This window comes from Streptococcus sp. 1621, from assembly GCF_013276615.1.
Lineage (GTDB): Bacteria > Bacillota > Bacilli > Lactobacillales > Streptococcaceae > Streptococcus.
This window is the reverse complement of record NZ_VMLJ01000037.1, coordinates 24,592-37,858: the sequence shown is the minus strand read 5'-3', so window position 1 is coordinate 37,858 and position 13,267 is coordinate 24,592. Positions and strand designations below refer to the sequence as shown.

General features: G+C 37.4%; 10 protein-coding genes, 1 pseudogene and 1 other annotated feature. All 11 genes and pseudogenes read left to right on the top strand.

Annotated features, from left to right (window positions below; translation table 11 throughout):
• Positions 1–152: 152 nt before the first annotated feature.
• Complete coding sequence (gene msrB, locus HT697_RS08655; RefSeq protein ID WP_173262936.1) at positions 153–1,091, top strand: peptide-methionine (R)-S-oxide reductase MsrB; 939 nt, start codon at positions 153–155, stop codon at positions 1,089–1,091.
• 60 nt (positions 1,092–1,151) lie between these two features.
• Complete coding sequence (locus HT697_RS08650) at positions 1,152–2,876, top strand: ABC transporter ATP-binding protein (protein ID WP_173219096.1); 1,725 nt, start codon at positions 1,152–1,154, stop codon at positions 2,874–2,876.
• A 1-nt stretch (position 2,877) separates the two neighbouring features.
• The gene (locus tag HT697_RS08645) at positions 2,878–4,626 is read left to right on the top strand and encodes an ABC transporter ATP-binding protein (protein ID WP_112444054.1); all 1,749 of its coding nucleotides are present in this window, start codon (positions 2,878–2,880) and stop codon (positions 4,624–4,626) included.
• Between the two features lie 114 nt (positions 4,627–4,740).
• The gene (locus HT697_RS08640) at positions 4,741–6,000 is read left to right on the top strand and encodes a TRZ/ATZ family protein (protein ID WP_173262933.1); all 1,260 of its coding nucleotides are present in this window, start codon (positions 4,741–4,743) and stop codon (positions 5,998–6,000) included.
• Positions 6,001–6,065: 65 nt separating this feature from the next.
• Positions 6,066–6,201, top strand: a sequence feature (ribosomal protein L10 leader region).
• A gap of 38 nt (positions 6,202–6,239) precedes the next feature.
• Positions 6,240–6,740 (top strand): 50S ribosomal protein L10, encoded by a 501-nt coding sequence (gene rplJ, locus HT697_RS08635; protein ID WP_001287277.1) that lies wholly within the window; start codon positions 6,240–6,242, stop codon positions 6,738–6,740.
• A gap of 72 nt (positions 6,741–6,812) precedes the next feature.
• Positions 6,813–7,181 (top strand): 50S ribosomal protein L7/L12, encoded by a 369-nt coding sequence (gene rplL, locus HT697_RS08630; protein ID WP_173262930.1) that lies wholly within the window; start codon positions 6,813–6,815, stop codon positions 7,179–7,181.
• Positions 7,182–7,754: 573 nt separating this feature from the next.
• On the top strand, positions 7,755–7,982 hold the full coding sequence (locus HT697_RS08625) for a hypothetical protein (RefSeq protein ID WP_050243459.1): 228 nt from the start codon (positions 7,755–7,757) through the stop codon (positions 7,980–7,982).
• A gap of 152 nt (positions 7,983–8,134) precedes the next feature.
• Positions 8,135–8,611 carry a type II toxin-antitoxin system antitoxin PezA gene (gene pezA / locus HT697_RS08620; protein ID WP_112445231.1) on the top strand — a complete coding sequence of 159 codons (477 nt, stop codon included), beginning with the start codon at positions 8,135–8,137 and terminating at the stop codon, positions 8,609–8,611.
• Entirely contained in the window at positions 8,611–9,372 is a 762-nt protein-coding gene (gene pezT, locus HT697_RS08615; RefSeq protein WP_173253370.1) for a type II toxin-antitoxin system toxin PezT, read from the top strand. The genes pezA and pezT overlap by 1 nt, the downstream gene beginning before the upstream one ends.
• 27 nt (positions 9,373–9,399) lie before the next feature.
• Positions 9,400–11,898 (top strand): Spaf_1101 family AAA-like ATPase, encoded by a 2,499-nt coding sequence (locus HT697_RS10525; RefSeq protein ID WP_112445227.1) that lies wholly within the window; start codon positions 9,400–9,402, stop codon positions 11,896–11,898.
• 88 nt (positions 11,899–11,986) lie between these two features.
• Positions 11,987–13,258 (top strand): annotated as a pseudogene (locus tag HT697_RS10390) (SAG1250 family conjugative relaxase); the annotation flags it as partial.
• Positions 13,259–13,267: the final 9 nt, after the last annotated feature.

Here is a 13,267-nt window from a genome sequence, read left to right as displayed (position 1 = left end):
ACGAAGTCAGCTCAAAACAGTGTTTTGAGGTTGTGGATAGAACTGACGAAGTTAGCTCAAAATACTGTTTTGAGGTTGCAGATGTAAGGTGACGTGGTTTGAAGAGATTTTCGAAGAGTATTAGTTAAAAACTTGATAAAGGAGAAATAAAGATGACAGAAATTTATCTAGCAGGCGGTTGTTTTTGGGGCTTAGAGGAGTATTTTTCACGTATTTCTGGAGTGCTAGCAACCAGTGTTGGCTACGCTAATGGACAAGTCGAAACGACAAATTACCAGCTACTCAAGGAAACAGACCATGCAGAAACGGTTCAAGTGATTTATGATGAGAAGACAGTGTCACTCAGAGAGATTTTACTTTATTATTTCCGTGTTATTGATCCATTATCAGTCAATCAACAAGGGAATGACCGTGGACGTCAGTATCGGACCGGTATATATTACCAGGATGAAGCAGATTTGCCAGCTATCTACACAGTGGTGCAGGAGCAGGAACGCATGCTGGGTCGAAAGATTGCAGTAGAGGTGGAGAAACTACGCCACTACATTCTGGCTGAAGATTACCACCAAGACTATCTTAAGAAAAATCCTTCAGGTTATTGTCATATCGATGTGACTGATGCTGAGAAGCCATTGATTGATGCCTCTAACTATGAAAAGCCTAGTCAAGAGATGTTAAAGGAAAGTTTATCAGAAGAATCCTATCGTGTTACCCAAGAAGCTGCTACAGAGGCTCCATTTACCAATGCCTATGACCAAACCTTTGAAGAAGGGATTTATGTAGACATCACGACGGGTGAGCCACTCTTTTTCGCCAAGGATAAGTTTGCCTCAGGATGTGGTTGGCCAAGTTTTAGCCGTCCGATTTCCAAGGAATTGATTCATTATTACAAGGACATGAGCCATGGAATGGAGCGAATCGAGGTTCGTTCTCGGTCAGGCAATGCTCACTTGGGTCATGTTTTCACAGATGGCCCTCGGGAGTTAGGTGGCCTCCGTTACTGTATCAACTCTGCCTCTCTGCGCTTTGTGGCCAAGGATGAGATGGAAGAGGAAGGATATAGTTATCTATTGCCTTACTTAAACAAATAAAACAGAGATGGTGGGCGCTTCCCACTTTCTTCATTTCTAGAATACGAATAGAAGGGATTTATGAAACACTTATTATCTTACTTCAAACCCTACATTAAGGAATCGATTTTAGCCCCTCTGTTCAAGCTGTTAGAAGCTGTGTTTGAGCTCTTGGTTCCCATGGTGATTGCTGGGATTGTTGACCAATCCTTGCCTCAGAGAAATCAAGGGCATCTCTGGATGCAGATTGGCCTGCTCCTTATATTTGCAGTGATTGGCGTTTTAGTGGCCTTGATAGCTCAATTTTACTCAGCAAAGGCAGCAGTAGGTTTTGCCAAGGAATTGACAAACGATCTTTATCGTCATATTCTTTCCTTGCCCAAGGATAGTAGAGATCGTCTGACCACTTCTAGCTTGGTGACTCGCTTGACTTCAGATACCTACCAGATTCAGACTGGTATCAATCAATTCCTGCGTCTCTTTTTGCGAGCGCCTATTATCGTTTTTGGGGCAATCTTTATGGCCTATCGCATCTCAGCTGAGCTGACTTTCTGGTTCTTGGTCATGGTTGTCATTTTGACCATCGTCATTGTAGGACTCTCTAGACTGGTTAATCCTCTCTACAGTAGTCTTAGAAAGAAAACGGACCAACTGGTTCAGGAAACACGCCAGCAATTACAAGGGATGCGGGTTATTCGTGCTTTTGGTCAAGAAAAACGAGAGTTACAAATTTTTCAAACCCTTAACCAAGTCTATGCTAGATTACAAGAAAAGACAGGTTTCTGGTCTAGTTTATTAACACCTCTGACCTATCTGATTGTTAATGGAACTCTTCTCGTTATTATCTGGCAAGGCTATATTTCTATTCAAGGAGGATTGCTAAGTCAAGGTGCTCTCATTGCCCTTATTAATTATCTCCTACAGATCTTGGTGGAATTGGTCAAGCTCGCCATGCTGATCAATTCTCTAAACCAGTCTTACATCTCTGCTAAGCGAATCGAGGAAGTCTTTGCTGAAGCTCCAGAGGATATCCATTCAGAATTAGAGAAAAAGCAAGTTACCAGTGATCAGATTATACAAGTTCAAGAACTGACCTTTACCTATCCTGATGCGGCCCAGCCTTCTTTGAGAGACATTTCCTTTGATATGCAGCAAGGGCAAATCCTTGGTATTATTGGGGGAACAGGTTCTGGTAAATCAAGCTTAGTACAACTCATCCTTGGACTTTATCCAGCAGACAAGGGGAGCATAGACCTTTATCGAGATGGATTTAGTCCTCGTAATCTTGAGCAGTGGCGGTCTTGGATTGCCTATGTGCCCCAAAAAGTCGAACTCTTTAAGGGAACTATTCGTTCCAACTTGACTCTAGGTTTCAATCAAGAAGTAAGAGACCAAGAACTCTGGCAAGCCTTGGAAATCGCGCAAGCCAAGGATTTTGTCAGTGAAAAGGAAGGACTCTTGGATGCCCTAGTTGAGGCAGGAGGTCGAAATTTCTCAGGTGGACAAAAACAACGGTTGTCTATCGCACGAGCAGTCTTGCACCAGGCACCGTTTCTCATCTTAGATGATGCTACCTCGGCACTGGACACTATCACTGAGTCCAAACTCTTGAAAGCTATTCGAGAAAATTTGCCAAATACGAACTTAATTTTGATTTCTCAACGAACATCGACTTTACAGATGGCAGACCAGATTCTCCTCTTAGAAAAAGGTGATCTCCTAGCTATCGGCAAGCACGAGGACTTGATGAAATCTAGTCAAGTCTATCGTGAAATCAATGCATCCCAACATGGAAAGGAGGACTAGCATGAGACGACAAACTGCAAACCAGACTCTCAAACGTTTGGCCAAAGATTTAGCAAGCCATCCCTTCCTCCTTTTTCTAGCCTTTCTAGGAACTATTGCCCAAGTTGGTTTATCAATTTACCTACCTATTCTGATTGGGCAGGTCATCGACCAAGTCCTAGTGGCTGGTTCTTCACCAGTTTTTTGGCAGATCTTTATTCAAATGATCTTGGTGGTCATAGGAAATACCCTTGTGCAGTGGGCCAATCCTCTCCTCTATAATCGCCTAATTTTCTCTTATACCAGAGACTTACGAGAGCGAATCATCCATAAGCTCCATCGTTTACCGATTGCCTTTGTGGATCGGCAAGGCAGTGGGGAGATGGTCAGTCGGGTGACAACAGACATAGAACAGTTGGCAGCTGGCTTGATCATGATCTTTAACCAATTCTTCATTGGTGTCTTGATGATTTTAGTCAGCATTCTAGCCATGATTCAAATTCATCTCCTCATGACTCTTTTGGTCTTGCTGTTGACGCCACTGTCTATGGTAATCTCACGCTTTATTGCCAAACGCTCCTATCATCACTTCCAAAAGCAAACAGAGACGAGGGGAATTCAGACTCAGTTGATTGAAGAATCGTTGAGCCAGCAGACCATTATCCAGTCCTTTAATGCTCAAGAAGATTTTATCCAAAGACTGCACGAGGCGAATGCCAACTATGCAGGTTATTCGCAGTCAGCTATCTTTTATTCTTCAACGGTCAATCCTTCGACTCGCTTTGTCAATGCGCTTATTTATGCCCTTCTAGCTGGAGTGGGAGCTTATCGTATCATGATGGGTTCCACCTTGACCATTGGGCGTTTAGTGACTTTTTTGAACTATGTTCAACAGTACACCAAGCCTTTTAACGATATTTCTTCAGTGCTAGCTGAGTTGCAAAGTGCTCTGGCTTGTGCAGAGCGCGTCTATGCTGTCTTAGAAAGTCCTGAGGTTGCTGAAACAGGCAAGGAAGTCTTGACCAGTGACCAAGTTAAGGGAGCTATTTCCTTTAAACATGTCTCTTTTGGTTACCATCCTGAAAAGATTTTGATTAAGGACTTATCTATCGCTATTCCAGCTGGTAGCAAGGTTGCCATTGTTGGTCCGACAGGTGCTGGCAAATCAACCCTTATCAATCTCCTCATGCGTTTTTATCCCATTAATTCAGGAGATATCTTGCTGGATGGGAAATCCATTTATGACTATAGTCGTGCCTCTTTACGCCAGCAGTTTGGCATGGTGCTCCAAGAAACCTGGCTCAAGCAAGGGACTATTCATGACAATATTGCCTTTGGAAATCCTAAAGCCAGTAGGGAGCAGGTGATTACTGCTGCCAAAGCAGCCAATGCGGACTTTTTCATCCAACAGTTGCCACAGGGATACGATACCAAGTTGGAAAATGCAGGAGAATCTCTCTCTGTTGGGCAAGCCCAGCTCCTGACCATCGCCCGAGTCTTTCTGGCTATTCCAAAGATTCTTATCTTAGACGAAGCAACTTCATCCATCGATACGCGGACAGAAGTGCTGGTACAGGATGCCTTTGCTAAACTCATGAAGGGGCGTACAAGCTTTATCATTGCTCACCGTTTGTCAACTATTCAGGATGCAGATTTGATTCTTGTCTTGGTGGATGGCGATATTGTGGAGCATGGCAATCATCAGGACCTCATGGCTAGAAAAGGCAAGTATTACCAAATGCAGCAAGCTGCAGCTTTTAGCTCTGAATAAGCCATTCTCTTTTGAAAGTTTATGGACGAAAAAAGTTGCCTTCGGGTGACTTTTTTGTTACAATAGCTAGAAAAATTGTTCACTGTAAATTGTCTTTTAGAAAAGGAGCCTAGAATGAAAGTCTTTCATCATGTAAATATCGTGACTTGTGACAAAGATTTCCATGTTTATCTAGATGGAATCTTAGCTGTTAAGGATTCTCAAATAGTCTATGTCGGTCAAGAGCAGTCAGAGATTTTAGAGCAAGCTGAGCAGATTATAGACTATCAGGGGGCCTGGATTATGCCTGGTTTGGTCAATTGTCACACCCATTCTGCTATGACAGGATTGAGAGGAATTCGAGATGATAGCAATCTCCATGAATGGCTTAATGACTATATCTGGCCAGCAGAAGCAGGATTTACTCCCGACATGACTGCAAGAGCGGTTAAAGAAGCTATGATAGAGATGCTCCAGTCGGGAACAACAACCTTTAACGATATGTATAATCCCAATGGTGTGGATATTGAACGGATTTATCAGGCAGTGAAAACTTCCAAGATGCGTTGTTATTTCTCACCGACTCTTTTTTCTTCAGAGGCAGAGACAACTGCTGAGACCATAAGCAGAACTCGAGCAATCATTGAGGAAATTATTGGATATAAAAATCCAAATTTCAAGGTGATGGTAGCCCCACATTCTCCCTACAGCTGTGATAGAGACTTGCTGGAAGAAAGTTTAGACATGGCAAAAGAGCTTGCTATTCCAATCCATATCCACGTGGCGGAGACCAAGGAGGAGTCAGGAATTATCCTGAAACGATACGGCAAACGCCCCCTCGCCTTTCTTGAAGAACTGGGTTACTTAGATCATCCGTCTGTCTTTGCTCACGGGGTCGAATTAAACGAGAGAGAAATTGAACGCTTGGCAACTTCTCAAGTGTCTATTGCCCACAATCCTATTAGTAACCTCAAACTGGCATCAGGGATTGCTCCTATCATTCAACTGCAAAAAGCAGGAGTAGCAGTCGGAATTGCGACGGATTCGGTTGCCTCCAATAACAATCTAGATATGTTTGAGGAAGGACGGACTGCAGCCCTTCTTCAGAAGATGAAAAGTGGGGATGCCAGCCAATTCCCTATTGAAACAGCTCTCAAGGCACTAACAATCGAAGGGGCTAAGGTCCTAGGAATGGAAAATCAGATAGGAAGTCTAGAAGTCGGCAAGAAGGCAGATTTTCTCGTTATTCAACCACAAGGCAAAATTCATCTCCAACCTCAGGAAAATATGCTTTCTCACCTCGTCTATGCTGTTAAATCCAGTGACGTTGATGATGTTTATATCGCTGGAGAACAGGTTGTTAAGCAAGGCCAAGTCCTAACAGTAGAACTTTAAAAGAAAAATCACGAAAAAAGTTTGCAAAAGTCTTGCATTCTTTTTTTGACTATGCTATACTTATATACGGTTTGAAAAAACTGCCTAAGACAGTAGGGGAGTTCGACTCATAAATATCCTACCGAGGACAAAACGTATCATGTAAAAAGAAGCGTATTGTACTTTCGTGTCTAGGTTTGGGCGCGTTTTTCTTTTGAAAAATTTCCCCAAGCAAAATAATAACGGAGGTGAACACACTAATGAGTGAAGCAATTATTGCTAAAAAAGCGGAACTAGTTGACGTAGTAGCTGAAAAAATGAAAGCTGCTGCATCTATCGTCGTTGTAGACGCTCGTGGTTTGACAGTTGAGCAAGATACAGTTCTTCGTCGTGAGCTTCGTGGAAGCGAAGTTGAGTATAAAGTGATTAAAAACTCAATCTTGCGTCGTGCAGCTGAAAAAGCTGGTCTTGAAGATCTTGCATCTGTATTTGTTGGACCATCTGCAGTAGCATTTTCTAACGAAGATGTTATCGCACCAGCGAAAATCTTGAACGACTTTTCTAAAAACGCTGAAGCACTTGAAATCAAAGGTGGTGCAATCGAAGGCGCTGTCGCATCTAAAGAAGAGATTCTTGCTCTTGCAACTCTTCCAAACCGCGAAGGACTTCTTTCTATGCTCCTTTCTGTACTTCAAGCGCCAGTGCGCAACGTTGCTCTTGCAGTCAAAGCGGTTGCAGACAACAAAGAAGACGCAGCTTAATCTTAAGCTACGCAGCGTAGCCTAGCTACGAAAATCTATTATAAATTTAAAACATATTTGGAGGAAATAACAATGGCATTGAACATTGAAAACATTATTGCTGAAATTAAAGAAGCTTCAATCCTTGAATTGAACGACCTTGTAAAAGCTATCGAAGAAGAATTTGGTGTAACTGCAGCTGCTCCTGTAGCTGTTGCTGCAGCTGGTGCTGCTGACGCTGGTGCTGCTAAAGAGTCATTCGACGTTGAACTGACATCTGCAGGCGACAAAAAAGTTGGCGTTATCAAAGTTGTACGTGAAATCACAGGTCTTGGACTTAAAGAAGCTAAAGAACTTGTTGACGGTGCACCAGCACTTGTTAAAGAAGGCGTTGCAACTGCAGAAGCTGAAGAAATCAAAGCTAAATTGGAAGAAGCTGGAGCTTCAGTTACTCTTAAATAAGAGGCATATACCAATTAGAATTCGGGATACTATAGTATCAGCCTTTTAGAATCGTGAACACATTTTAGAAACTGATAAATTAATTTAGTTTCCTACCAAAAACCCTACCAAAAATTAATTTGGCAGGGTTTTTCTTTTTAATAAAATTATTTTGGAGAACAGGGTTCGTTTTAAATGACCAGAAGTAAGCTATGTATAGATTCGAATTATAGTAGAATTTCGTATTTCAAATTTTGTAGAAATTTTTAAGACCCCTGACTATCGTTGTCACTATTTTGCAAAACATAAAAAATCAGAGTCAGATTTAGATTTTGCGGAATTTGTCTTTCAAAATCGGGGAAATCCAGATGAATTACAACACCAATTTGGTTTTATCTATGGTGTTCAGACTGATGACAATCCACCCCAAGCTTTAGCTCGTTTTCGTCAGAATGAAATTACAAAAGAAGAAATGCTTGCTGAGTTTAGAAACCCCTATTCTTTTAAATAATTATCCATTCACAACCAATCTTTTTGTGATATAATGAAAATAGAGAAGGTTTATCAATCAAAAACAGGAGAGGAGTTACAAAAATGGCAGTAGTATCATTGGAAAATAATATTAAACTATATAGTTCAGAATTATTTCAAGCACTATTAAAAGCCTCCAATTATAAATTGGATGAGCGTATTGCTCAGACTGTTACAGAAGTCTATGCTCGTAATCTAGATTATTCTGATCCTGAACGGATGCATGTTGGTGTAACTTCTGTTGCTAACAATTTGCTTACAAAAATTAAACAAGAGTATTTTAATGTATAGTATTTTGAAAAGCCACCGAAAAAGGAATTACTCTTTAAGGTGGCTTTTATAGAAGTAAAGTTTAGGCTAGAAAAACAAGAAATAACGCACCATTTTTGGTGCGTTTTGCTTTTTTATGCTATAATGGATTTATAAAAATAAAGGAGTTTGCCATGATTGGAAAGAACATAAAATCCTTACGTAAAACACATGACTTAACACAACCCGAATTTGCCCAAATTATAGGAATTTCTCGCAATAGCTTGAGTCGTTATGAAAATGGAACTAGTCCAGTCTCTACGGAACTAATAGATATCATTTGTCAGAAGTTTAATGTATCTTATGTTGATATCGTAGGAGAAGACAAAATGCTCAATCCTGTTGAAGATTATGAATTGACTTTAAAAATTGAAATTGTGAAAGAACGAGGTGCTAATCTATTATCTCGACTCTATCGTTATCAAGATAGTCAGGGAATTAGCATTGATGATGAATCTAATCCTTGGATTTTAATGAGTGATGATCTATCTGACTTGATTCATACGAATATCTATTTAGTAGAAACTTTTGATGAAATAGAGAGATATATCGGTTATTTGGATGGAATTGAACGTATGTTAGAGATATCTGAAAAACGGATGGTAGCCTAATGGAAATCCAAGATTATACCGATAGTGAATTCAAACATGCTTTGGCACGGAATCTTCGTTCTCTGACAAGAGGAAAAAAGTTCAGTAAGCAACCTATAGCGATTTTGCTTGGAGGGCAAAGTGGTGCTGGCAAGACTACAATTCATCGTATTAAACAGAAAGAATTTCAAGGAAATATTGTTATCATAGATGGCGATAGTTTTCGTTCTCAGCATCCACACTATTTAGAACTGCAGCAAGAATATGGCAAAGATAGCGTTGAATACACCAAGGATTTTGCAGGGAAAATGGTAGAGTCTTTAGTAACCGAATTGAGTCATTTGGGATACAATCTTTTGATTGAGGGAACTTTACGAACGATAGATGTTCCAAAGAAAACAGCACAACTCTTGAAAAGTGAGGGATATGAAGTACAATTAGCCTTAATTGCGACAAAGCCCAAATTGTCCTATCTGAGCACCCTTATCCGATACGAAGAACTGTACGCTGTCAATCCAAATCAAGCACGCGCAACTCCAAAAGAACATCATGATTTCATTGTAAATCATCTAGTTGATAATACACGACAATTGGAAGAACTGGCTATCTTTGAAAGAATTCAAATTTATCAACGAGATAGAAGTTGTGTATATGATTCAGGAGAAGATAAAACTTCAGCAGCAGAAGTGCTACAAGAATGCCTCTTCGGAAAATGGAGCAAGGTAGAGAAAGAGATGTTGAAGGTGGGGGAAAAGAGACTTAATGAATTACTTGAAAAATAAACAATTGATATTTTTAGGAGAGTAGAAGTGAGAGGATTTAATAACAAGATAAAGTTTGTTTATCAAGAACTAACAAATTCCAAAGAGAAATTCGGTAGCTTTCACAAGACTTTAATTCATTTGCATACACCTGCTTCTTATGATTACAAGCTATTTTCTAATTGGACTGCAACGAAATATAGAAAAATTACTGAAGATGAACTATATGATATATTTTTTGAAAATAAGAAAATAAAAGTTGATAAGACAATTTTTTTTAGTAATTTTGATAAGGTTGTTTTTTCTAGTTCAAAAGAATATATTAGTTTTCTTATGTTAGCAGAGGCAATCATAAAAAATGGAATAGAAATAGTTGTAGTAACTGATCATAATACTACCAAAGGTATTAAAAAGTTACAAATGGCAGTCTCAATCATAATGAAAAATTATCCGATTTATGATATACATCCTCATATTTTACATGGAGTAGAAATTAGTGCAGCAGATAAATTGCATATTGTATGTATATATGATTATGAACAAGAGTCATGGGTTAATCAATGGTTAAGTGAAAATATTATAAGTGAGAAAGATGGAAGTTATCAACATTCACTGACTATCATGAAAGATTTCAATAATCAAAAAATAGTTAATTATATTGCTCATTTCAATAGTTATAACATTTTGAAAAAAGGTTCTCACTTATCAGGTGCATATAAACGAAAAATTTTTTCTAAAGAAAACACACGATTTATTGGTGTTAAAAATATAAATTCTGTTGAAGGTTCTAGAAAAAAACTATTAACAGATTTTAATTGTGAGCCCAATTTTCTATTAGATAATGATTCTCACGAAATTGATTCACTCGGGAAGAACAATCTGTGGTTGAAAGGTGGAAAAATTTCTTTCAAGATGTTTCAAGAAGCATTGTTTGATTATAATGTATCAGTTAGTTTATGTGAGCCAAGCTTTAAACAAAAGTCCTATATAAAAGGATTATATATAGAAAATCGTGGGGAAAATAGAAGTTTTCTTGCAGGTGATAAGTTAAAAAAAGATAAAGACTTCTTTTTAACATTTTCACCATCTATGAATTGTTTAATTGGAGGGAGAGGTACAGGTAAAAGCACATTAATTGATATGTTACAATTTGTACTTTCTCAAGATTGTGATAAGCAAAGCAAATTGGAATTTCTATGTAACCATGCAAATGCTTTTGTACTCTATGTTTTAGAAGAAACTGAATATATTATTGAAGTTAGTTTGCCAGATGTCAAACAAGAAAATAAGGATAATATTTTACAATATTATGGGCAAAATCGAGAGAATAGGTTTGGCTATTCTTATATATTTAATTCTGACTCTATTAAAGAATGGACACGGTCTCAGTACACAAAAGTTTATAAAGTTGAAGGTAACCATTTTAAATTAGTTGATAAAACTAGAATTTTAGAGAAAATGTTTGATAGGAGATATTCTGTTAATGAGTTAGTTAAAACAGCTGACGGTGAAAAAATTACAGAATTTATTTCTAATTTAATGATTAAAAATAAAAAATTACCGAGACCAGACTATGGGCTAAGAACTCAGACACTCGAATCGTTTGAAGCAAAATTAAAGGAACTTGATGAATATTTAAAACAGCGGAAGCAATTAATACTCGAAATTATTGAGGATTTTAATGAAACTCAGATTGGTAAGTTAAGAATTTGTTATGAGCAAATTGATAGATGGGAAGAACCGCATTTCGAAAATTATCTTTTCAAGAATAATCGTTCTTCGTTTGATAATTATAGAATTAGTATGCAAGATGTAGCAGACGTTTTATATCTTATCTATCGGGAATTAGGATTGAAAGAATTTGTTAAAGTCATTGTAAGACAAAATATCCCTAATAAGTATTTTATGCTTTTAAAAAGTATCTCTGAAGATAATTTTGCAAAACAAGAAAATAATTGGAGAGATAAATCTGAAATTAATGAATACAACATTACGCATTTAAAAAAGAGTATCTACTCTTTAATTGAAAATAGTAGTTTATTAAATGAGTTTAAAAGAGTTTTAAAAGAGCATGTAGCTAATGAAAGGTTATTTTTGGAGTTTAATATTAACTCGAAAGAATCTTCGCACCAACTTGATATTGTCTATAAAGAAGTTGGTGTATTAAGTTTGGGACAAAAAGTTGTAGCCATGCTTGATTTTTTATTAGCATATAGTGATTATTCTAAAGACTTCAGACCATTGATTATTGATCAGCCTGAAGACAATCTAGACAATCGTTATATTTACAGGCATTTAGTTCAGCAGTTTAGAGATGTGAAAGCTCAACGTCAAATTATTTTAGCAACACATAATGCTACAATTGTAACAAATTCTATGACAGATCAAGTTGTTATTATGGAGTCAGATGGAGTTAACGGATGGATTGAATCACAGGGATATGTTAGTGAAAAATATATAAAAAATCATATCATCAATCAATTAGAGGGAGGAAAAGATTCCTTCAAGCATAAAATGTCTATATATGAGACGGCTTTATCAGAGTAGAGTCAGAAAAAGTAGGTTAGAAATTTAGCCTACTTTTTTCTTTGTCCGACAGGCATAGTGTACATCTGAGGTACAAGTCCTCTGTGGATATTTGTTGCAGCAATCTAAATCGTTTGATGATTTTTTAGAGAAAGCAAAGCAGTTGTATGTTCAGATTGATTTTAGTCAAAAGCATAGCCGTTTTTTGATGACAGATAGAACGATGATAAAACCAATTCGAGGACGCCAACTCAGCAAACGAGATTTATATGATGAAGAATTTTTTAGAATACATTTTGCCAAACAAGAGATTGAAAGTCGTTTAGAATTTTTGTTGAACCGTGTCAATTCTTTAGAAGATTTAATAACAAAAGCAAAAGAATTGAATCTAACCATTGACTTAAAACAAAAAAATGTAACTTTTATCCTGGAAGAAGATAATCAAAAGATAAGCCTGAATCATAAAAAAATTAGCGATAAGAAATTGTACGATGTTCAATTTTTTAATCGTTATTTTGAAGATAGAGAAGTTAGAGATATTCAAGCATTAGAAAATCTTCAGGAAGATTTTCAGACTTTTCGAGAGGAGCAGCATAAGGAGAAAGTCTCCGCTGAAGAAATCGAGGAAGCCTTCAAGAAATACAAGGAAAAACGAGATGCTATCCATGAGTTTGAGATTGAACTTACGGATAATCAGATAGAGAAGTTGGTTGATGATGGTATCTATATCCGGGTTTCGTTTGGTATTAAACAGAGTGGACTCATCTTTATTCCTAACTACCAGCTAGATATTTTTGAGGAAGACAATCAGAAAAAATATAAAGTCTACATTCGAGAAACGTCTTTTTACTTTGTCTATAATAAAGAAAACAAGGATAATAATTGTTTCATCAAGGGTAGGACTTTAATCAGATAATTGAGCAACGATAGCCAAAAACTCCCATATAGACGACCAACTTTAAAAAGTCTTTAAGACAAGATTTCTGAAATTAATCTTATGATTGAACTATCTAACACGAACAAACAATACCAAGAAATCAAAGATGAGCTTGTATTAGAAATTGCAGAGATTGATATGAAGCTAGAAGAAACCCAAGAAAAAATCGCCACCTTAAACAAGATGGTGGAAGTCCTTATCAATTTGAAGAGTGAAGATCATGAGACTAGAAAATTAGCTAAGTATGATTTTGCCCAAATGAACATGACGGAATCAATAACGTTAGATCGACTCAATACAGATATTTTAAAATTACAACAGGAACTTGGTAATGAAATTAATGAATATGAGGAGATAGCTAGAAGACAGGATTCGTTTGTGAAAATTATTAATACCAATAAATTTACAGTCCTAAAATTTCACGAGAATGCTTTACTAGAATAATAGTATTTA

Coding starts and splice junctions, on each gene's coding strand:
- pezA (WP_112445231.1), top strand. CDS start 8,135: ATGATTGGAAAGAACATAAAATCCTTACGTAAAACACATGACTTAACA.
- rplL (WP_173262930.1), top strand. CDS start 6,813: ATGGCATTGAACATTGAAAACATTATTGCTGAAATTAAAGAAGCTTCA.
- HT697_RS08640 (WP_173262933.1), top strand. CDS start 4,741: ATGAAAGTCTTTCATCATGTAAATATCGTGACTTGTGACAAAGATTTC.
- HT697_RS08625 (WP_050243459.1), top strand. CDS start 7,755: ATGGCAGTAGTATCATTGGAAAATAATATTAAACTATATAGTTCAGAA.
- msrB (WP_173262936.1), top strand. CDS start 153: ATGACAGAAATTTATCTAGCAGGCGGTTGTTTTTGGGGCTTAGAGGAG.
- pezT (WP_173253370.1), top strand. CDS start 8,611: ATGGAAATCCAAGATTATACCGATAGTGAATTCAAACATGCTTTGGCA.
- HT697_RS08650 (WP_173219096.1), top strand. CDS start 1,152: ATGAAACACTTATTATCTTACTTCAAACCCTACATTAAGGAATCGATT.
- rplJ (WP_001287277.1), top strand. CDS start 6,240: ATGAGTGAAGCAATTATTGCTAAAAAAGCGGAACTAGTTGACGTAGTA.
- HT697_RS08645 (WP_112444054.1), top strand. CDS start 2,878: ATGAGACGACAAACTGCAAACCAGACTCTCAAACGTTTGGCCAAAGAT.